Annotated in this window: 18 protein-coding genes and 1 pseudogene; 15 read left to right on the forward strand and 4 right to left on the reverse strand. The window is 45.0% G+C overall.

Annotated elements, in window-relative coordinates; all coding sequences use genetic code 11:
* The first annotated feature begins 117 nt into the window (after positions 1-117).
* A complete protein-coding gene (locus tag BCT49_RS20605) occupies positions 118-897 on the forward strand; it encodes a class I SAM-dependent methyltransferase (protein WP_017109237.1) in 780 nt (259 codons plus the stop codon).
* 141 nt (positions 898-1,038) lie between these two features.
* Positions 1,039-1,614 (forward strand): hypothetical protein, encoded by a 576-nt coding sequence (locus tag BCT49_RS20610; RefSeq protein ID WP_102437836.1) that lies wholly within the window; start codon positions 1,039-1,041, stop codon positions 1,612-1,614.
* A gap of 183 nt (positions 1,615-1,797) precedes the next feature.
* Here the strand turns inward: BCT49_RS20610 and BCT49_RS20615 are convergent.
* Together BCT49_RS20615 and uspA are read right to left on the reverse strand one after the other, a co-directional pair.
* Positions 1,798-2,668: pseudogene (locus tag BCT49_RS20615) on the reverse strand (carboxylate/amino acid/amine transporter).
* 52 nt (positions 2,669-2,720) lie between these two features.
* Positions 2,721-3,155, reverse strand: a complete 435-nt coding sequence (uspA, locus tag BCT49_RS20620) for a universal stress protein UspA (RefSeq protein ID WP_102437838.1) — start codon at positions 3,153-3,155, stop codon at positions 2,721-2,723.
* Between the two features lie 187 nt (positions 3,156-3,342).
* Between uspA and ftnA the strand changes: the two genes are divergently transcribed.
* From ftnA to BCT49_RS20635, 3 genes are all read left to right on the forward strand, one after another.
* A complete protein-coding gene (ftnA, locus tag BCT49_RS20625) occupies positions 3,343-3,870 on the forward strand; it encodes a non-heme ferritin (protein ID WP_017109234.1) in 528 nt (175 codons plus the stop codon).
* A 68-nt stretch (positions 3,871-3,938) separates the two neighbouring features.
* Positions 3,939-4,262 (forward strand): universal stress protein UspB, encoded by a 324-nt coding sequence (uspB, locus tag BCT49_RS20630; protein WP_102437840.1) that lies wholly within the window; start codon positions 3,939-3,941, stop codon positions 4,260-4,262.
* A 236-nt stretch (positions 4,263-4,498) separates the two neighbouring features.
* Complete coding sequence (locus BCT49_RS20635) at positions 4,499-5,692, forward strand: NAD(P)/FAD-dependent oxidoreductase (RefSeq protein WP_102437842.1); 1,194 nt, start codon at positions 4,499-4,501, stop codon at positions 5,690-5,692.
* 136 nt (positions 5,693-5,828) lie between these two features.
* On the opposite strand, the gene BCT49_RS20640 is transcribed toward BCT49_RS20635, so the two are convergent.
* Positions 5,829-6,737, reverse strand: coding sequence for a DMT family transporter (locus tag BCT49_RS20640; protein WP_102437844.1), 909 nt, complete (start codon positions 6,735-6,737; stop codon positions 5,829-5,831).
* 138 nt (positions 6,738-6,875) lie between these two features.
* Here BCT49_RS20640 and rmuC point away from each other — a divergent pair, with 138 nt between their 5' ends.
* The 7 genes from rmuC to tatC all read left to right on the forward strand — a co-directional run bounded on the left by rmuC (position 6,876) and on the right by tatC (position 13,212).
* Complete coding sequence (gene rmuC / locus BCT49_RS20645; protein WP_017103438.1) at positions 6,876-8,408, forward strand: DNA recombination protein RmuC; 1,533 nt, start codon at positions 6,876-6,878, stop codon at positions 8,406-8,408.
* Between the two features lie 65 nt (positions 8,409-8,473).
* Complete coding sequence (gene ubiE, locus BCT49_RS20650; RefSeq protein ID WP_029222994.1) at positions 8,474-9,253, forward strand: bifunctional demethylmenaquinone methyltransferase/2-methoxy-6-polyprenyl-1,4-benzoquinol methylase UbiE; 780 nt, start codon at positions 8,474-8,476, stop codon at positions 9,251-9,253.
* Between the two features lie 98 nt (positions 9,254-9,351).
* Positions 9,352-9,957: a ubiquinone biosynthesis accessory factor UbiJ gene (locus BCT49_RS20655; RefSeq protein WP_102437846.1), complete on the forward strand. Its 606-nt coding sequence runs from the start codon at positions 9,352-9,354 to the stop codon at positions 9,955-9,957.
* A complete protein-coding gene (gene ubiB, locus BCT49_RS20660; RefSeq protein WP_009848053.1) occupies positions 9,954-11,588 on the forward strand; it encodes a ubiquinone biosynthesis regulatory protein kinase UbiB in 1,635 nt (544 codons plus the stop codon). Before BCT49_RS20655 ends, ubiB begins: the two co-directional genes overlap by 4 nt.
* A 54-nt stretch (positions 11,589-11,642) precedes the next feature.
* Positions 11,643-11,897 carry a Sec-independent protein translocase subunit TatA gene (gene tatA, locus BCT49_RS20665; RefSeq protein WP_004735565.1) on the forward strand — a complete coding sequence of 85 codons (255 nt, stop codon included), beginning with the start codon at positions 11,643-11,645 and terminating at the stop codon, positions 11,895-11,897.
* Positions 11,898-11,900: 3 nt separating this feature from the next.
* A complete protein-coding gene (gene tatB / locus BCT49_RS20670) occupies positions 11,901-12,308 on the forward strand; it encodes a Sec-independent protein translocase protein TatB (RefSeq protein WP_048612432.1) in 408 nt (135 codons plus the stop codon).
* 148 nt (positions 12,309-12,456) lie between these two features.
* Positions 12,457-13,212 carry a twin-arginine translocase subunit TatC gene (gene tatC / locus BCT49_RS20675; protein WP_017109229.1) on the forward strand — a complete coding sequence of 252 codons (756 nt, stop codon included), beginning with the start codon at positions 12,457-12,459 and terminating at the stop codon, positions 13,210-13,212.
* 315 nt (positions 13,213-13,527) lie between these two features.
* On the opposite strand, the gene BCT49_RS20680 is transcribed toward tatC, so the two are convergent.
* Positions 13,528-14,289, reverse strand: a complete 762-nt coding sequence (locus BCT49_RS20680) for a TatD family hydrolase (protein ID WP_102437849.1) — start codon at positions 14,287-14,289, stop codon at positions 13,528-13,530.
* Between the two features lie 208 nt (positions 14,290-14,497).
* Between BCT49_RS20680 and hemB the strand changes: the two genes are divergently transcribed.
* The 3 genes from hemB to polA all read left to right on the forward strand — a co-directional run bounded on the left by hemB (position 14,498) and on the right by polA (position 19,531).
* Positions 14,498-15,541: a porphobilinogen synthase gene (gene hemB, locus BCT49_RS20685; protein ID WP_102437850.1), complete on the forward strand. Its 1,044-nt coding sequence runs from the start codon at positions 14,498-14,500 to the stop codon at positions 15,539-15,541.
* Between the two features lie 78 nt (positions 15,542-15,619).
* Positions 15,620-16,054 (forward strand): GNAT family N-acetyltransferase, encoded by a 435-nt coding sequence (locus BCT49_RS20690; protein WP_102437852.1) that lies wholly within the window; start codon positions 15,620-15,622, stop codon positions 16,052-16,054.
* A gap of 678 nt (positions 16,055-16,732) precedes the next feature.
* Complete coding sequence (gene polA, locus BCT49_RS20695; protein ID WP_102437853.1) at positions 16,733-19,531, forward strand: DNA polymerase I; 2,799 nt, start codon at positions 16,733-16,735, stop codon at positions 19,529-19,531.
* Positions 19,532-19,866: the final 335 nt, after the last annotated feature.

A 19,866-nucleotide genomic window follows, 5' to 3' on the forward strand; every position in this document is an offset into this window, starting at 1 on the left:
TTCAGGGCTAATGGCTTGCAGAGTTAATAGTTTGCACCGCTAATATGTATTGTTGAGGCAATCAGGTAAACTGGTTGCCTCTTTTGTTTTGAATACTACTGTCTGTTGGAGACGACCTTGCAACTACAACTGATTTGCGAAGATGCCACCCAAATCGATCATCTAAATGACTTAGCGACCCGTTGGAATTTATCTCATGATGAAAACAGCGATTTCGCTTTGGTACTGACTAGCGAACGACTTGAGTTACGTAAAGTCGATGAACCTAAGCTTGGTGCTATCTTTGTTGATTTGGTCGGAGGCGCAGTCGGTCACAGACGTAAGTTTGGTGGTGGTAAAGGTCAGGCAATTGCTAAGGCAGCAGGTCTAAACAAAGGCGCAACGCCAACTATTCTTGATGGTACTGCAGGCTTAGGGCGTGACGCGTTTGTGTTGGCTTCGTTGGGCTGTAAAGTACAGATGGTAGAGCGACATCCAGTTGTGGCTGCATTATTGGATGACGGCCTGCAGAGAGCACAAAAAGACCCAGACATTGGCGGTTGGGTGAGCGAACGTATGAAGTTGATTCACGCATCCAGTCATGACGCGTTGGATAAGCTCAGCAACGATCCTGACTTCGAACAGCCAGATGTAGTGTATCTCGACCCTATGTACCCGCACCCTGAGAACAAAAAGAAATCGGCTTTGGTTAAGAAAGAGATGCGCGTGTTCCAATCTTTGGTTGGTGCAGATCTGGATGCCGATGGCTTGTTTGAGCCTGCGATGAAGCTGGCATCAAAGCGCGTTGTGGTCAAAAGACCGGATTACGCAGCGTGGTTAGATGAGCAAAAACCAAGCATGGCGATCGAAACCAAAAAGAACCGTTTTGATGTCTATGTGAAAGCATCAATGACTTAAGTAAAGCATCAATAACTTAGCAACACGCTAAGAAAGTTTCCCGTCATAAATACGATAAATTGCCATTTAACACTTGCGATAGTCGCGTTACGGATGTATATCTAACTAAGAATCATTATTATTCTTAGCTGGAGTTGTAGCATGGCTAAACGCTTTTGTAAGTTAAACCGTCGAGATATCACCGAACACTTGGGAGAAATCCACAGTTTGGTGACTGAACCAAAGTTCGTGTGCCGCTCTTGTGCGCGCTCATCGTCGGATCAAGCGAATCTATGCAAACCGACAGCCATCCCACCGATTGATTGCCAGAATAAACCCGCTGAAGAAAAAGTCGCGTGTGGTCTACTTGCTGAAACATTGCCAACGCCAGAAGTTTCTCTTATCGAGGTAATGGACAGCGTTGAGCCAACGGTACAAATCTTTGATCCTGCTGCCGTAGAAAAAGCGGATAAAGTCGCGTTGAAAAAAGCCAAGCTGAAAAAACTGATGGCGAAGGCGAGCGGTGATGAAAAAGCTGAACTCAAGCAAGCGAAGAAAGCGGCGAAGAAACAAGAGAAGTACAACAAAAAGCTAGCGAAGATGATTAAGAAGCAGCAAAAGCTGTTTAAGAAAAGCCAAAAACTGGAAAGTGACCTTGAACGTATCAACCTACAACTTGATGACGTTGTCTTCACTGAAACCAAGACTCAGGTCGTGAGCCATAATCACATTCACTGAAGTTGATTCGAAGAGCTTATTGCTACACCGATGATTTAAAAAGAGCGACCTACGGTCGCTCTTTTGCTTTCTGGGTATTATTTTAAATAAGAATCTTGCTAGTCAAACAAAGCCTGTTAGCTAAATGCAGCTTTTTAGTTAACTAAAGCTTGTCAGCTAAATACAGATTGTTAGTTCAACGCGCTAGGCATTGCTAGCATCTTTCGCAACACGCTTCTTAACCCAAGTTTCGTTAACCCATAAAGATAACCCCACCCCCGATGGAAAGTCGTACTAGGTCGACATCTCTATTCCAAATAAGGATGTTCACCACAAGGCCAGCTGGAACTAATACATTGTTCATCACGGCAAGTGCGCCAGCGTTTACCATGCACGCGCCTTTGTTCCACATAAAGTAACCCAGCCCTGAAGCAATTAAACCGAGGTAGAGCAGGATTCCCCATTGAAGGGTAGTCGTAGGCAGTTTTTCAGGATTGCCCAGTAGCATGAAAGCAACCGAAGCCACACACAGAGCGCCTAAATAGAAATAGCCAAACACCGTGTGTTGAGGCAATTCAGTCGCTTCTTTCTCCATCACCACCTTGTAGCCAACCTGACCGATAGCAAAGCATAGGTTCGCGCCTTGCACGACAAGGAAGCCGATTAAAAAGTTTTCGTTGATGCCCGCGAATTTAATAAACACCGCGCCTAATACCGCAATAGCAGCGGTCACTAGGTACCAAGGTGAGAATTGCCCTTTGAGAAAGTCATAAATAAGCGTGACATAAATTGGGGTAAAGACGGTAAACAGAAGGACTTCAGGCACCGACAGTAGCAAGAATGACTGATAATAGAAGCAATACATCAGCCCAAGCTGAATACCACCAATAGCCATCAATTTAGCGATCAGCTTACGTGAGACACCACGAAACTTAAGAAAAGGAAGGAATACGAGACCCGCAAGGGCAACACGCATCAAAACAGAGAACCAAGCATCAACCTGACCAGCAAGGTAGACGCCGATCAGGCTAAAGGAGAAGGCCCATAGGAGGGTAACACCAGCTAAATAGCTCATAGTAAAACTTCGTTAATAAGATATGAGCTGTATGTTACCTAACCTTAAATCATTAGTCTTCTGAATCTCTTAGAGGCACGACCAGCATATCAACCGGAGAGGCGTTGATCAGTTGTCGTGTTGATGAAAGTAGCTTGCTCCAGAAATCTTGATGGTGACCACAAACCACTAAATCAACATTGAACTCATTGATGGTGTCACACAGCTCATGGCTCAGGTCGCCACTGCCCACTAAGGTGTGGGTGATAGGGTATTGAGCATGTTCAGCAAAATTTTGCAGCTGAACTCGAGACGCTTCCATCGCGTTATGCTGAGTTTCTGCCATGTTGATGTCGATAAGGCCGGTATACAGCTCGGCATAGTTAATATCAATATGGATAAAAGAGACTTTTGCCTCCAATGGCTTAGCCAGTGCTACCGCTTTATCGACAATCAATTTACTGTCATCAGATAAATCGACCGCAACCAAAATATGTTTGTAACTCATATTGCTACCTCCCTATTCATTGTCTAATTAAAGATTAGCACTATGCGATGGCTTTTTTTGCTGAAGTGATCTCATATCCATCGTCTTGCGTACTGGTTCTGTAAATTGTTGGTTAAGTAATGGTCAGCGAGATATTAATTAAATAGTGATATAGTAGAGAAAACTAAGGTGTAATCAGGAGACTTAAATGCTGTCTAAAACAATGGTTGATCAACTCAACGATCAAATTAATCTAGAATTTTTCTCATCCAACCTATACTTACAAATGAGTGCTTGGTGTGAAGACAAAGGATTTGAAGGTGCAGCAGAGTTTCTGCGTGTTCATGCAGTAGAAGAAATGGAACACATGCAGCGTCTTTTCACTTACGTTAGTGAAACAGGTGCAATGCCAATTCTAGGTGCGATTGAAGCGCCAAAACATGAATTCGACAGCCTTGGTGCCGTGTTCCGTGAAACATACGAACATGAGCAAATGATCACTGAAAAAATCAACAAACTGGCTCACGTTGCTTTCACATCACAAGATTACTCAACCTTTAACTTCCTGCAATGGTACGTTGCAGAGCAACACGAAGAAGAGAAGTTGTTTAAAGGTGTATTGGATAAGCTAGAGCTCGTTGGTGAAGACGGTAAAGCACTGTTCTTTATTGATAAAGACCTAGCGCAATTGGCAAAAGATGGTTCATCTTCAATTATGGAAGCTCCTGCAGTTTAGGCTGTAAGAAAAAGACACTGATTATCTTTTTCTTTTGAGTCTTCCCTTGAAGATGTAGGGAGGAAAGGATGATCAGCGGCGACACTATTCTATTTGCACTAATGGTTGTGACATGTTTGAACTGGGCGCGTTATTTTACGGCGCTAAGAACACTCATTTATATTATGCGAGAAGCACATCCTCTACTTTATCAACAAGTAGACGGAGGCGGATTCTTCACAACTCATGGCAATATGACCAAGCAGGTTCGCCTGTTTAGTTACATCAAAAGCAAAGAGTACCACCATCATCACGACGAAGTTTTTACGTCGAAGTGCGATCGTGTAAGACAGTTATTTATACTCTCTTCTGCTCTGTTGGGTGTAACGTTGCTGTCTTCATTCATCGTTTAAATTCCAGATGAATTGATTGATTAACTAGATCTCAATTCGTTGAATCAGCCATCCACTTTAGGTTGTGGGGGCTGACAGGAATTTGCACGAATGAACATCAATTGCAAAGTTGAAAATTGCCGTTAGAATAGCGAGCAATTAGTAAGGATGTGCTGTTATGCACATCCTTTTTTATTGGTGGCGTTATGGGCACAAGGCGTGCTTCGTGATGCAAAAGTGAAGAAAGCAGAACCGCAATGAGTGAAAAATTTGACGTAATCGTAATTGGCGCAGGTGCAGCTGGCTTGATGTGTGCAGCAGAAGCAGGCAAGCGCGGACGACGAGTGCTCGTCGTAGATCATGCAAAAAAACCGGGCAGAAAAATCCTTATTGCTGGTGGCGGTCGCTGTAACTTTACTAACTATGATGTTAGTGCCAATAACTTTCTTTGTAATAACAGTCACTTTGTAAAATCAGCACTTTCTCAATACACCAACTGGGATTTTATCTCGATGGTGAGCAAGCACGGTATTGAATTTGAAGAACGCGATCACGGACAACTGTTCTGTGTGAATGACCACAACTCAAAAGATATCGTTACCATGCTGCTAGCAGAGTGCAAGCAAGCAAAGGTTGAAGAGCGTTACCGTTGTGATGTTCATTCGATTGAGAAAACAGACGCTGGTTTCAAAATGCATATCAATACCGATGAAGTTGAGTGTGATTCATTGGTGATTGCAACCGGTGGCCTTTCAATGCCAAAACTGGGCGCGACGCCATTTGGTTATAAAGTGGCAGAGCAGTTTGGTTTATCTGTGGTGCCAACAACCGCAGGTTTGGTGCCATTTACTCTGCATAAAGAAGACAAAGAAGCCTTTGCTGAGCTTTCTGGAATCGCGATCCCTGCGGAGATCACTGCGCAAGACGGCACTTTATTCAAAGAAGCGTTGCTGTTTACTCACCGCGGCCTATCTGGTCCTTCGGTACTGCAAATCTCTTCATTCTGGAAAGCGGGTCAATCGGTTTCTATTAATCTAGTGCCAGAAGTAGACGTTGCCGAGCTACTTGAAAATTCTCGCGAGAAACACCCAAATCAAAGTCTGAAAAATACCTTAGCGAAAGCATTACCAAAGCGTTTCGTTGAGGTGTTGATTGACCGTAAAGAGCTTGAAGACAAGCCACTCAAACAGTTCAACGAAAAGCAGCTAAATGCAATTGTAGAGCATCTAGAGAACTGGAAAATCGCACCCAACGGTACTGAAGGCTATCGAACTGCCGAAGTGACTCTGGGCGGTGTGGACACCAATCACCTATCTTCAAAAACCATGGAATGTAAGACGGTCGCTGGCCTCTACTTCATCGGTGAAGTCATGGACGTAACAGGTTGGTTAGGTGGCTATAATTTCCAATGGTGCTGGAGCTCAGGCTTCGCAGCAGGTCAGTGGGTTTAAGCTTTTTGCTTACCGATTAGGTTTCAATTTATATAAAAATGGCGAGTCATATGACTCGCCATTTTTGTCTTTAAAGCTTGTTATCGTTGATAATATTGGAAGTCGCGTAGTGCGATAATCCTAATCTTTCTGGGTATTAACTTTCTGGGCTAAGGTTGTTTTTCTTCTTGCCCCATTTGATCTGCTGGATAACAAGGCCAGCAATAATCAGCATCAAGCCAAACAGTGTTGCCGGGTGAATCTCTTCGCCAATAATGGTTGAAAGTAGCATTAGCGAGATAAACGGTGAGGCGAAAATTAGGTTGCTGATGCGTGCCGTATTGTTGGTTAACTTGAGTGCTGATAGCCACAAGACAAAGGTAATGCCCATCTCGAACAGGCCGACATAAGTCACGGCCATCCAACCTTTCGCTGTGATTTGGCTAAAACTCTCGCCTTCGTAAATGGTTAAACCAATCGCGAATGGCAGTGCCACTAAGAACCCAAGTAATACACCCACCACAGGGTCTGCTTTATTTTTGGTATTGAGAATCCAGTAGCCCGCCCACAGTAGCGTTGAAAGCAGAGCCAAGGCCACACCGAGTGGGCTATCGAACTGCATGCCTAACACATCACCTTTGGTGGCAATAACTACCACACCTGCATAGCTGAAGGTACACGCCACCCAATCTTGTTTACGAATCTTTTGTCCTAGAAACACCGCCGCCATAAGAGTCAGCGTGATCGCCCAGCTGTAGTTGATGGCTTGTGCTTGAGAAGCGGGCAGTAGGTCGTAGGCTTTGAATAGAATCAGGTAATAGGCTAGAGGATTCACCAAACCAAGCAGTAAGTAATACCAAGGGTTTGAAAGAAACGTGGTACTCAGTTGAGAGAGCTTACCTTGAAACGCGCAAACGGCGATCAGCGCAATCGACGACACAATGCTGGCGATGGTCAGCATTTGAATCGGTGAAAACTCAGCAAGGGTCAGCTTAAAAGCAGTAGCGACTGTTGACCACAGCAATACCGCAGCAAGGCCAAAGCCCAAGGCACGACGTTCGTTCATAGCAACTCATTCTAATTTGATGGGACAGAATACGGAGCGCCTAGTCTATCTGTCGAATTTTAATACGGCAAACTGGACATTTATCCAGTATCAAAATACCATTTAATGAGTTATCTCCAATTAGGCTAAATCATTATCATGCAATGGATTATCGAACATCAGGCAACGCTTATTGCTGCTATTTCCGGCGCGCTCGTCAGCGGCGGAGTGGTGGGCTGGTGGATCAAACAGAAGTTCTCTTTTCAGCAGCGACTTCTTGAACAGCAACTAGAGTCCGACCGTTTGCTGCATGAGTCACAACAATCTCAGCTCAAATCTTCACTTGCAGAGGCGCAACAAGAGCTCAATGAGTTGGATGATGATCGAGACAAAGCGGCATTTGAACTTAAGCAGGCACATGGCAAGGTGATGGCTGCGATGGAGAAGCTGCGTTATTTTGAAGCCGTGAAGCAAGAGCGTCAGCAGTATGCCGATGATATTAATGTTCTTAAGGAGCATAAGTCTGAGTTAGAAGCCGAGCTGCGCGAGCAAGAAGCTAGGCACGACCAAGAAAATCTCGCCAACAGTGAGAAACTGCAGCTGTTAGAGCAGGCTGAGTCCCGATTGAAGCAGCAGTTTGAACTGTTAGCGAATCAACTGTTTGAGAGCAAAACCGCCAAGGTTGATCAGCAGAACAAACAGAGTCTCGAAGGTTTGTTGTCGCCGCTGCGAGAACAGTTAGAGGGCTTTAAGAAGCAGGTCAATGACAGCTTCAGTCAAGAAGCCAAAGAGCGTCACACCTTAGTTCATGAGCTTAAAAACCTGCAGCGTCTCAATGAGAGCATGACGCGTGAAGCGGTTAACCTGACTCAGGCGTTAAAGGGTGACAACAAACAACAAGGCAATTGGGGCGAAGTGGTGCTAGCTCGTGTATTGGCGGACTCTGGCTTACGAGAAGGCCATGAATATCAAACTCAGGTGAACCTGCAAAACGATGCCGGCAAGCGTTACCAACCAGATGTGATAGTCCATTTACCACAAGATAAGCAGGTAGTGGTCGATTCGAAAATGGCTTTGGTGGCATTTGAGCGCTATTTCAACGCTGAAACCGATCAACAACGCGACGCAGCACTGCGTGATCATTTGGCTTCACTGCGCGCGCATATTAAAGGCTTGAGTCAGAAGGATTATCATCAGCTCAAAGGTATACAGAGCCTTGATTATGTATTGATGTTTATTCCGGTAGAACCCGCGTTTCAAGTCGCGATTCAAGCTGACCCTAGCTTGGTCAAAGACGCGATGGAACAAAACATTATCTTGGTCAGCCCTACGACCTTGCTGGTGGCACTGCGTACCATTGATAACCTGTGGCGTAACGAAAGACAGAACCAGAATGCACAAATCATTGCAGAGCGCGCGAGCAAACTTTACGACAAGCTGCGCTTGTTTGTTGATGATATGGAAGGTCTGGGTAGCTCATTAGACAGAGCCAACCAAAGCTACCAAGGTGCCATGAATAAGCTGGTGACTGGGCGTGGTAACGTGATTCGTCAGGCAGAAAGCTTCAAGCAATTGGGTGTTGAGGTGAAGAAACCTATCTCGGTTGGCTTGGCGGAAATCGCTCAAAATGAGGCTTTTTCAGAAAATGCCTCCTTAGTAGAAAGACAACCCGCTGAGGATAAAGTAAACTAATCGGCCGCAGCGCCTCTAAATAGAGAGTGTACTGTCGACGAGAACTTACCATGGTAGATAACAGCATTATGGACACAAGCGTGCAGACAAATTCAGCAGTAGAGTCAGAAACCACACACTTTGGTTTCGAAACAGTCGCGAAAGACCAGAAAGTCGCGAAAGTAGCAGAGGTATTTCACTCTGTAGCCGCTAAATACGACATCATGAATGACTTAATGTCGGGTGGTGTTCACCGCTTGTGGAAGCGATTTACGATTGATTGCAGTGGCGTTCGCCCGGGTCAACGTATCCTAGATCTTGGTGGTGGTACTGGTGACCTGACTGCGAAATTCTCGCGCATCGTTGGTGAAAAAGGCCACGTGGTTCTTGCTGATATCAACAACTCAATGCTTAATGTTGGCCGCGATAAACTGCGTGATAGCGGTATTGTTGGCAATGTACATTACGTGCAAGCTAATGCTGAAGAGCTGCCATTCCCAGACAACTACTTTGATTGCATTACCATCAGCTTCTGTCTGCGTAACGTAACCGATAAAGACCAAGCGCTGCGTTCAATGTACCGCGTGCTTAAGCCGGGTGGTCGTCTGTTGGTTCTTGAGTTTTCTAAGCCAGTGCTTGAGCCACTATCAAAGGTTTACGATGCATACTCTTTCCACCTATTGCCAAAAATGGGTGAGCTGATTGCTAACGATGCAGACAGCTATCGTTACCTTGCAGAATCAATCCGTATGCACCCTAACCAAGAAACCTTGGAAGGCATGATGCAAGAAGCGGGTTTTGAAAATACTAAATACTTCAACCTAACGGGCGGCATTGTTGCGCTGCACCGCGGTTACAAGTTCTAGTCGAACTTGGTAGCAGGCTCGTAGAGTGTGCTAAAAAATAAGAATAAAGATAGAACGGATAGGTTAACGCTTATCCGTTTTCAAAGGTAAGGACAGTCATGCCATTTGATCCATTGGTCACCGCAGTTATTGAAACCTCTTTAAATACTTTCGTGAACGATGATCCAGCTTTGGTTCGTCGTTTGTCTCGTTTAAAGGGGCAGATCATTCAAGTTAATTTGAAAGAGCTGAATAAAACTCTCACTTTCGTTTTTAGCCAACAAATCGATGTGTTGTCTGACTACGAAGGGCAGCCTGATTGCTACCTATCTTTGAATTTATCGGTACTGCCAGAATTGCGTGAGCAATCGAACATCACCAAACTGATCAAGCAAGATAAGCTGATCTTAGAAGGTGATATTCAGCTGGCTCAGAAATTTGCTCAGCTAATGACAGACTGCAAGCCTGACTTGGAAGAGTGGCTATCGCGTGTGACTGGTGATGTAGTTGCGCATACCTTGGTACAAGGCGTTAAGAATGTCGGCGGCCTTGTGGCTAAGCAAGCGACTAAGCATCAAAACCACCTCGCTCAGGTATTAACTGAAGAGTGGAAGGTTGCACCTGCGCCATTAGAAGTGGCACATTTTTGCGATCAGGTTGATGACGTGAAAAGCTCAGCTGCACGTCTTGAAGCTAAATTGAACGCTCTGTTGGAGAAAGCATGACCCCAACAGAACTGAAACGTCTTTATCATATTATCAAGGTACAGTTGGAATACGGCCTTGATGAATTGATGCCTGAGCACCAGTTGACCAAAGCCCCTTTGTTGGCGCGAAAGTCTCTGTTTTGGCTCAAGAATAAGCATCAAGATAAAGAATTAGGCCACCGCTTGCGTTTAGCGTTGCAAGAATTAGGGCCTGTTTGGATTAAGTTTGGTCAGATGATGTCAACGCGTCGCGACCTATTTCCTCCTCATATCGCTGATCAGCTGGCGCTACTGCAAGACCAAGTGGCGCCATTTGATGGTCAATTGGCTAAGCGAGATATGGAAAAAGCCCTCGGTGGCAGCCTAGATAACTGGTTTACCGACTTTGATATCGAACCACTGGCTTCAGCTTCTATCGCTCAGGTGCATACTGCGAAACTCAAAGAGAGTGGTCGTGAGATTGTTCTGAAGGTAATTCGCCCTGATATTCGCCCGGTGATTGATGCAGATCTAAAACTGATGCACCGAATGGCGCGTATAGTCGCTAAGTCGCTTCCTGAAGCACGTCGTTTGAAACCTGTTGAGGTGGTTCACGAGTACGAGAAAACGTTACTTGATGAACTAGACCTGCGCCGCGAGGCAGCGAATGCGATTCAACTACGACGTAATTTTGAAGGCAGCGAAGAACTGTATGTGCCAGAGGTTATCCCTGATTTAAGCAGTGAAACCTTAATGGTGTCAGAGCGAATTTATGGTATTCAAGTTTCAGATATTGAAACGCTGAACGCCAACGGCACTAACATGAAATTGCTGGCTGAACGTGGTGTGACGGTATTCTTCACCCAAGTGTTCCGCGACAGCTTTTTCCATGCAGACATGCACCCAGGCAACGTATTCGTTAACCCAGAAAATCCAGATAACCCGCAGTGGATTGGTTTGGATTGTGGCATTGTCGGCACGCTTAACAGCGAAGATAAGCGTTATTTAGCCGAAAACCTGCTGGCTTTCTTTAATCGAGATTACCGTAAGGTCGCCGAGCTTCACGTGGATTCGGGTTGGGTTCCACATGACACCAACGTCAACGATTTCGAATTCGCGATTCGTATGGTGTGTGAGCCGATTTTTGCAAAACCACTTGGCGAGATCTCATTTGGCCATGTGTTGCTAAACTTATTTAATACAGCAAGACGTTTCAACATGGAGGTTCAACCTCAGTTGGTGCTTCTGCAGAAGACCTTGTTGTATGTGGAAGGCCTAGGCCGCCAGTTGTATCCGCAACTTGATTTGTGGGCAACGGCTAAACCTTTCCTTGAAACCTGGATGATGAATCAGGTGGGGCCGCAAGCTGTGATTAACGCAGTAAAAGAGCGTGCGCCATTCTGGGCAGAGAAACTGCCAGAGCTGCCAGAGTTACTTTATGACAGCTTGCGCCAAGGTAAAGCGATGAACCACAGAATGGATCAGCTTTATCAAGGCTATAGAGATAGTAAGCGTCAGCAAGCAACTGGAAAGTTTTTGTTTGGCGTTGGAGCAACTTTAGTCGTATGCTCCGCAATATTAGTTTCAAGCCCTTATGAGCAGCTATCTATGGGCTGTGGCATCGCAGGTGTCACATTTTGGCTGCTAAGTTGGCGAGCTTACCGTCGTTAGACAGTAGACTTCCTTAATATTTTTTATGTGTAGACAGACCCGAGGACAATGACAATGGGTGGTATCAGTATTTGGCAACTTCTAATCATTGCTGTAATTGTAATTTTGCTATTCGGAACGAAGAAGCTGCGCGGCATGGGCGGTGACTTAGGTTCAGCGGTTAAAGGCTTCAAAAAAGCAATGAGCGATGAAGATAAGCCTGCAGATAAGAAAGATGCAGACTTTGAACCAAAGAATATTGAACAGCAGAAGAAAGAAGCTAGCGCTGAAACAACTGCTGAAACAAAGAAAGACAAAGAGCAGGCGTAAATCGTGTTTGATATCGGTTTTTGGGAACTGGTATTAATATCTGTCGTTGGGTTAGTGGTTTTAGGGCCTGAGCGTTTGCCCGTTGCAATTCGCAGTATCTCCAAGTTTGTTGGGCAAGCGAAAAGCATGGCAAATAGTGTGAAAGATGAACTTTCTCATGAGCTTAAGGTGCAAGAACTGCAAGAAAACCTACGCAAGGCGGAAAAAATGGGTATGGAAGATTTATCTCCAGACCTAAAAGCGTCAGTCGATGAACTCAAGCAGGCCGCTGCTGAAGTTCAACGTCCGTATGCTAAGCCTGAGTCTGATAAGCCAAGTGAGACTAAACCTAGTGTCACGGAAACTGTTGAATCTGAAACCATTCAGGTTAACAGCGAAGCTTCAGCACCGTCAGATAAGAAAGCCGAATAGTCTCGCAAGGAGGAGTCGCCGGATACTTGAGTCGTTCGATGTTTAAGTCGATAGCTATTCAAGTCGATATCTATTCAAGTGGATACCAATTCAACTGGATAGATAGGTGCGCGGCTCCTTTTCGATCTTCCTGTTTAAGAGGTTTGACATGTCTTCGACTGAGCAGACACAGCCTTTAATTAGCCATCTTCTAGAACTGCGTAATCGCTTACTACGTGCGATTGTTGCGGTTCTGGTGGTGTTTGTTGGGCTAATTTATTTCGCTAATGATATTTATGAGTTCGTTTCTGCACCTTTGGTAGATCGCTTACCTGAAGGCGCGACGATGATCGCAACCGATGTTGCTTCGCCATTTTTCACACCTTTAAAACTGACCTTGATCGCGTCTATATTCCTCGCGGTTCCGTTCATTTTGTATCAGGTGTGGGCTTTTGTCGCTCCGGGTTTATACAAGCATGAGAAGCGCTTGATCATGCCGTTATTGGCTTCAAGTTCATTGCTGTTTTACTGTGGTGTGGCGTTCGCTTACTTCATTGTATTCCCGTTGGTATTTGGCTTTTTTACCGCCATATCATTAGGAGGAGTAGAGTTCGCGACCGACATATCGAGTTACCTTGATTTTGTACTCGCGCTGTTCTTTGCCTTTGGTATTGCCTTTGAAGTGCCAGTTGCGATTATCTTGCTATGTTGGACGGGTGCAACGACACCCAAAGAACTGGCAGAGAAACGTCCTTACATTGTTGTGGGTGCGTTTATTGTCGGCATGATGCTAACGCCGCCAGATATGATCTCGCAGACACTGTTGGCGATTCCAATGTGTATTCTGTTTGAGATTGGCCTGTTCTTCGCGCGTTTCTATGTGCGCAAACCAGATGCCGATGAAGAGGAAGAAACTGAATCTTAATTCGCAAAGTGCTGTCAGAGCACAAGCGTTAGAGTCTTTCAGCAAAAATCACATAATAAAAAAGCGGCCTTGGGCCGCTTTTTTATTATGTCTGTTTATCGAATCTTTAACTGATAGCCACAGTTCTGACATATATAGAGCTCTTTAATCCCTAATATTTTATGCCATAGGGTTCGATGTTGACGTTGTAAGTGTTGTGAGTGGTCACACATAATCAACTACCTCCATATGCAGGTGGTTGATAGTATACACATCACTTTGTTTTAACAAATAAATAGGCTATAAATTCATAAAATCAAGTTATTAATAGTTTTATCATAAATTAAACAATGACTTAGCATTGGTGGTGGTTATGGTTTCGACTTCTTCAAGGGTAATTCCACGCAGCTCAGCGATGCGTTTTGCGACCAATTCTGTGTACGCGGGCTCATTACGTTTACCTCGATTTGGCGCTGGCGCTAAATAAGGGCAGTCTGTTTCGAGAATGACGTAATTCATATCCAGATGTGGAATCACCTTATCCATCCCTGAATTCTTAAAGGTCGATACGCCACCTAAACCTAAGTGAAAGCCGAGCGCGTTGATCGCTTGAGCTTCCTCTAAGCTGCTGCCAAAACAATGGAACACACCACGTAAGCTGCCATCTTGTTCTTGGCGAAGCAGGGCAAGTGTCTCTTCAATAGAATCACGCGTGTGGATCACGACAGGTAGGTCTAGATCTTTTGCCCACTGCAGTTGAGTCACAAACGCCATCTCTTGTTCGGCCTTAAAGGTTTTGTCCCAGTACAGGTCGATACCTATCTCACCCACGGCGATAAAATCATGCTTATCAAACCAAGCTTGAATGGTTTTCAGGGTCTGCTCGATATTCGCATCGACATAGCAAGGGTGTAAGCCCATCATTGAACGACACACCTCAGGGAATTGTGCTTCCGTCGCTAACATGGGTTCGATAGATTCTAAATCGATGTTAGGTAATAGAATCGTATCAATACCTTGGGCAAGTGCGCGCTGCACCACCTGTTCGCGGTCTTCGTCGAATTCACTCGCGTAAATATGGGCATGGGTGTCGATCATTATTTTGTCCTGAAAGCGGTCTGTACTGAGTTGTCATGAGTATACGGCAGTGTGAGGAGAAGGTCATTTTTTGCCATTTCTCCCTTTTTTTGAATGGGTTTTTCGCTTTACTGCTAGCGTCCTGAGCCATCAGTGATATGCTTTTGCCAGTATTTAGCACTTTTCATATCTAAGCATTTTGGTGTTTAGACTAGGCAAGGAGAATCTAGTGTCTGTTTCAATTCAAGGTCAATTCCCAGGTCGTCGTATGCGTCGTATGCGTAAACATGACTTTAGCCGTCGCTTAATGGCAGAAAATCAATTGTCTGTAGATGACCTAATCTACCCAATGTTTATCTTGATGGGTAAAGAGCGCCGTGAGCCTGTAGAGTCAATGCTAGGTGTTGAGCGTCTGTCTATCGACCTTATGCTTGAGGAAGCGGATTACCTGTCAAAATTGGGTGTTCCTGCGATTGCTCTGTTTCCGGTAGTGAACCAAGATGCGAAAAGCTTATGTGCCGCTGAAGCTCATAACTCTGAAGGTTTAGTGCAGCGTGCAGTACGCTTACTCAAAGAACACGTGCCAAACATGGGCGTTATTACTGATGTAGCACTCGACCCATTCACCACTCATGGCCAAGACGGCATCATCGATGAAGATGGCTATGTGATGAATGACGAGACGACTGAAGTCTTGATCAAGCAGGCTCTGTCTCATGCTGAAGCGGGCGCAGATGTCGTTGCACCATCAGATATGATGGACGGTCGTATTGGTAAGATCCGTGAAGCCCTAGAAGAAGCGGGTCATATTCATACCCAAATCATGGCTTACTCTGCGAAATACGCATCGTGTTACTACGGTCCGTTCCGTGATGCGGTCGGCAGTGCTTCGAACCTGAAAGGTGGTAACAAGAAGAACTACCAGATGGACCCGGCAAACAGCGATGAAGCGATTCACGAAGTGGCCATGGATCTTAATGAAGGTGCGGATATGGTGATGGTTAAGCCAGGCATGCCTTACCTAGACATCGTGCGCCGTGTTAAGCATGAGCTGCAAGCGCCGACTTTTGCTTACCAAGTGTCTGGCGAATATGCGATGCATAAAGCTGCGATCCAAAATGGTTGGCTGAAAGAGCGCGAAACCGTAATGGAATCACTGTTGTGCTTTAAGCGTGCTGGTGCTGATGGCATCCTGACGTACTTCGCTAAAGATGTCGCAGAGTGGCTTGCTGAAGATAACGCACAAGCTGCTGAGCACCTGCAAGGTAAGTAAGTACGAACAAGCAAACCATATGATCACCAAAGGGTTGGCCGTTGTGCCAGCCCTTTTGTTTTATGAGGATGAAACAATATGTCTGTCATTGTGCGTGAAGGCTCATTAGAAGAGGTGGTTTCTGTTGTTGAACAGATTCCCGAGTTTGCCAAAAAAGAGAGTGTAGCGTCTTTATCGGAGCGATTAGCGGGTAAAACAAGCCTGATCCTCGTTTCTGAAGAAGCCGGTGTGTTACTGGGCTTTAAGATCGGTTATGAATTGGATGAAAACACATTTTATAGCTGGTTTGGCGGTGTTTCATCATTGGCAAGAAACAAGGGTGTGGCGCAAGCGCAACTTGATGTTCAAGAACTGTGGGCGAAGCAACAGGGCTATCAACAGCTGAAAGTTAAATCTCGTAATCAGTTTCCAGCCATGCTGCGTTTGTTATTGAGAAACGGTTACCTAATTGAAAAATTAGAAGAAAAAGAAGACATTAATGCCCATAGAATTCATTTTTTGAAGCAAATTTGAGCACTGTTGTTAACGGTTTATAAATTAAATGAGATTTATTATCATTTAAGTGTTGACTATTAAATGAGAATCATTATTATTAACTTCGTCTTAGGGAATGAGGAAATGTTCACAAGGATGTTAAGTACTCAAGTATCTACTTGGCTACCCAACAGAATTCTCGCGAACTTGTACTAAGTTCTTTTTGACACGACATTGCTCACATTGCTTCCAGTGTAATTTATAGCTTTTAGGTAAAGCTGTGATATTCAATTTGAATAGCTTTACCGGTTTTTGCTAGGCGACATCTTCGGGTGTCGCTTTTTTTATATCTCAATTTCAACAAGATGCATATTTAGTGGCACGTATTTTTATGAATAAAACGCCATCAGCATTCTTTTCCACAATCCAAGATCGAGAAAAGATCGTTGATCATATGTTCGATCTGTAAATTAGTTCTTTATTTTCATGTATTTATATCTGTTTTTTGCTTGGCTTAGTCGAGTTCTCAACAGGGTGGATAAATAATATAAACAGAGTTATCCACAGATGGGCCTTGTCGCGGAACAAAAAATAACAATAAATTGATTACAACGAACACAATCGAGTCAACGGATAAGGATCGACAACGTAGAATCCAATTAGCAGACGTGGCATCCTTAACAGATTATTTCTGTACTTACTGGATACACAAACATTATGGCTCGTATTCCTGATAATCCATTGATCCTGATCGATGGCTCTTCTTACCTATATCGCGCGTTCCATGCTTACCCTGGCACCATGAGTAATGGTGATATCCCAACCAATGCTGTTTATGGCGTGGTTAACATGCTGCGCAGCATGATGCGTCAATTTGCTTCTGATCGTATTGCGGTTATTTTTGATGCGAAAGGGAAAACGTTCCGTGATGATATGTACCCAGAGTACAAAGCAAACCGTCCACCAATGCCTGATGATCTTCGTTGTCAGATCGAGCCGCTGCACAACGTAATTCGTGCAATGGGTCTACCGCTTATCTCTATCCCTGGCGTAGAAGCCGATGACGTGATTGGTACGCTGGCTTCTCAAGCTTCCGCGATGGGCATGCCTGTTCTTATCAGTACTGGCGATAAAGATATGGCCCAACTGGTTGATGAGAACGTTACTTTGATCAATACCATGACTAATGTCGTGATGGATCGTGAAGGCGTCATCGAGAAGTTTGGTATCCCACCTGAGTTGATCATCGATTACCTTGCTCTAATGGGCGATAAAGTCGATAACATCCCAGGTGTTCCGGGTGTGGGTGATAAGACAGCAACGGCATTACTGCAAGGTATTGGTAGCATCGAAAAGCTGTATCAAAACCTTGATGATATTGCGGCGCTTGGTTTCCGTGGTTCGAAGACGATGGCTAAGAAGCTGGCTGATAATAAAGCCAATGCTGACATGTCTTACGAACTTGCGACGATTAAACTCGATGTTGAATTAGAAGACACGCCAGAGTCTCTTGTTAAAGCACAACCAAATACTGATGAACTCATTAAGCTATATGGCCAATTGGTCTTCAAATCTTGGCTGAACGAGCTACTTGAAGGTGGCAGTGGCGTAGTTGAAGCTGATGAGAAATCTGGCTCGGTACGCAGCAGCACGGCATCAACCACCTCTACCGTAGAAATGAATACCTCTGCAGTGACGATTGACCGTAGCAACTACGAAACGATTCTAGATGAAGCGTCATTCAATGTTTGGCTAGAGAAGCTCAAAGCCGCAGACGTGTTTGCCTTTGATACCGAGACTGACAGCCTAGATTACATGGTCGCTAACCTTGTGGGTCTATCATTCGCAACGGAAGAAGGCGTAGCCGCTTACGTGCCTGTCGCTCATGATTACTTAGACGCACCACAACAGTTGGATCGTGATTGGGTGCTTGAGCAGCTGAAACCGATTCTAGAAGATGACGCACAAGCAAAAGTGGGTCAAAACCTGAAGTACGATATGAGTGTGTTAGCGCGCTACGGTATCGAGATGAAAGGCATTAAGTTCGATACCATGTTGGCGTCATACGTTTTCAATAGCGTAGGTGGCAAGCATGACATGGACAGCCTAGCGCTGCGTTTCCTACAACACAGCTGCATCTCATTTGAGCAAATTGCAGGTAAAGGTAAGAAGCAACTGACTTTCAACCAGATTGAGCTAGGTGAAGCTTCTCCATATGCTGCGGAAGATGCTGACGTGACTTTACGTCTTCATAACCGCCTGATGGAAAACATCGAGAAAGATGAAAAGCTAAAATCGATCTATGAAGAGATCGAGGTGCCGCTGATTCCTGTGATGTCTCGCATTGAGCGCACCGGTGTATTCATCGACGACATGTTGTTGGGAGCTCAATCGCAAGAGATTGCGGTTCGTCTTGATGAGCTAGAACAAAAAGCTTACGAGATTGCAGAGCAAGAGTTCAACATGAACTCGCCAAAACAGCTGCAAGCGATCTTGTTCGAAAAGATGGGTCTGCCTGTTATCAAGAAAACGCCTTCTGGTGCCGCTTCGACCAACGAAGAAGTGTTGCAAGAGCTAGCGTTGGACTACCCATTGCCTAAGCTGATCATTGAGTATCGTGGCCTAGCGAAACTGAAGTCGACTTACACTGATAAGCTGCCGAAGATGATCAACGCTGAAACAGGTCGTGTTCATACGTCTTACCATCAAGCCGTGACCGCGACGGGCCGTTTGTCTTCGACCGATCCAAACCTACAGAACATCCCAATTCGTAATGAAGAAGGTCGTCGTATCCGCCAAGCATTCGTTGCACAACATGGTTGGAAGATCCTAGCGGTCGATTACTCTCAAATTGAATTGCGTATCATGGCGCACCTATCCGGTGATAAAGCATTACTGGAAGCATTCCAACAAGGCAAAGATATCCACGCGGCAACCGCTGCTGAGATCATTGGCGTTGATATTGAGAGTGTGACCACTGAACAACGTCGTCGTGCTAAGGCTGTTAACTTTGGTCTTATCTACGGCATGAGTGCCTTTGGTTTGGCTAAGCAGCTGGGTATTCCTCGTGGTGAAGCGCAGCACTACATGGATACTTACTTCGAACGCTACCCTGGCGTTATGCAGTACATGGAAGACACTCGCAGCGCTGCTTCAGAGCAAGGCTTCGTTGAAACCATTTACGGTCGTCGTTTGCATCTTCCTGAAATCCAATCTCGTAATGGCATGCGTCGTAAAGCCGCTGAGCGTGCGGCGATCAATGCGCCAATGCAAGGTACGGCGGCGGACATCATCAAGAAAGCGATGTTGTTAGTGGATGAGTGGATTCAAGCCGAAGGCGATGGTCGTGTGAAGCTATTGATGCAAGTACACGATGAATTGGTATTTGAAGTTCAAGAGTCAGCTTTAGCCGAAATTGAAAGTAAAGTACAACAATTGATGGAGTCAGCCGCTGATCTAGAAGTACCGTTAGTCGCGGAAGCAGGCCACGGTGACAACTGGGATCAAGCCCACTAATCAGTTTTCGACCTTATTGACTAAATTAGTATGAGCCAGTGCACAAACACTGGCTTTTTTTTGCCTCGAATAAAGTTGAGTTGTAGAAAGGGTTTAGGTGTTTTAATAAAACATTCATGAAAAAAAACTACAAAAAATGTTTTCATTTCTGAGCAATTGTTGTACATTAAATCTCGTAGGGTACAGAGGTAAGATGTTCTATCTTTCAGACCTTTTGTTTCACGTTATTGGATTAGGCTGATTCAGCCGCCCCAGCCAGCATTTGGCTGGGGCGTTTTTTCTTGTGCGAAAGAAAAATATTTCCAACCTATAATTCCCTCGTTAATCGGCTTCTT

Source organism: Vibrio lentus, assembly GCF_002875945.1.
GTDB lineage: Bacteria > Pseudomonadota > Gammaproteobacteria > Enterobacterales > Vibrionaceae > Vibrio > Vibrio apostichopi.

Bases quoted from the DNA above. Each gene is read 5' to 3' on its own strand.
- BCT49_RS20610 (WP_102437836.1), top strand. From the start codon at position 1,039: ATGGCTAAACGCTTTTGTAAGTTAAACCGTCGAGATATCACCGAACAC.
- uspA (WP_102437838.1), bottom strand. From the start codon at position 3,155: ATGAGTTACAAACATATTTTGGTTGCGGTCGATTTATCTGATGACAGT.
- ftnA (WP_017109234.1), top strand. From the start codon at position 3,343: ATGCTGTCTAAAACAATGGTTGATCAACTCAACGATCAAATTAATCTA.
- uspB (WP_102437840.1), top strand. From the start codon at position 3,939: ATGATCAGCGGCGACACTATTCTATTTGCACTAATGGTTGTGACATGT.
- BCT49_RS20635 (WP_102437842.1), top strand. From the start codon at position 4,499: ATGAGTGAAAAATTTGACGTAATCGTAATTGGCGCAGGTGCAGCTGGC.
- BCT49_RS20640 (WP_102437844.1), bottom strand. From the start codon at position 6,737: ATGAACGAACGTCGTGCCTTGGGCTTTGGCCTTGCTGCGGTATTGCTG.
- rmuC (WP_017103438.1), top strand. From the start codon at position 6,876: ATGCAATGGATTATCGAACATCAGGCAACGCTTATTGCTGCTATTTCC.
- BCT49_RS20655 (WP_102437846.1), top strand. From the start codon at position 9,352: ATGCCATTTGATCCATTGGTCACCGCAGTTATTGAAACCTCTTTAAAT.
- ubiB (WP_009848053.1), top strand. From the start codon at position 9,954: ATGACCCCAACAGAACTGAAACGTCTTTATCATATTATCAAGGTACAG.
- tatA (WP_004735565.1), top strand. From the start codon at position 11,643: ATGGGTGGTATCAGTATTTGGCAACTTCTAATCATTGCTGTAATTGTA.
- tatC (WP_017109229.1), top strand. From the start codon at position 12,457: ATGTCTTCGACTGAGCAGACACAGCCTTTAATTAGCCATCTTCTAGAA.
- BCT49_RS20680 (WP_102437849.1), bottom strand. From the start codon at position 14,289: ATGATCGACACCCATGCCCATATTTACGCGAGTGAATTCGACGAAGAC.
- BCT49_RS20690 (WP_102437852.1), top strand. From the start codon at position 15,620: ATGTCTGTCATTGTGCGTGAAGGCTCATTAGAAGAGGTGGTTTCTGTT.
- polA (WP_102437853.1), top strand. From the start codon at position 16,733: ATGGCTCGTATTCCTGATAATCCATTGATCCTGATCGATGGCTCTTCT.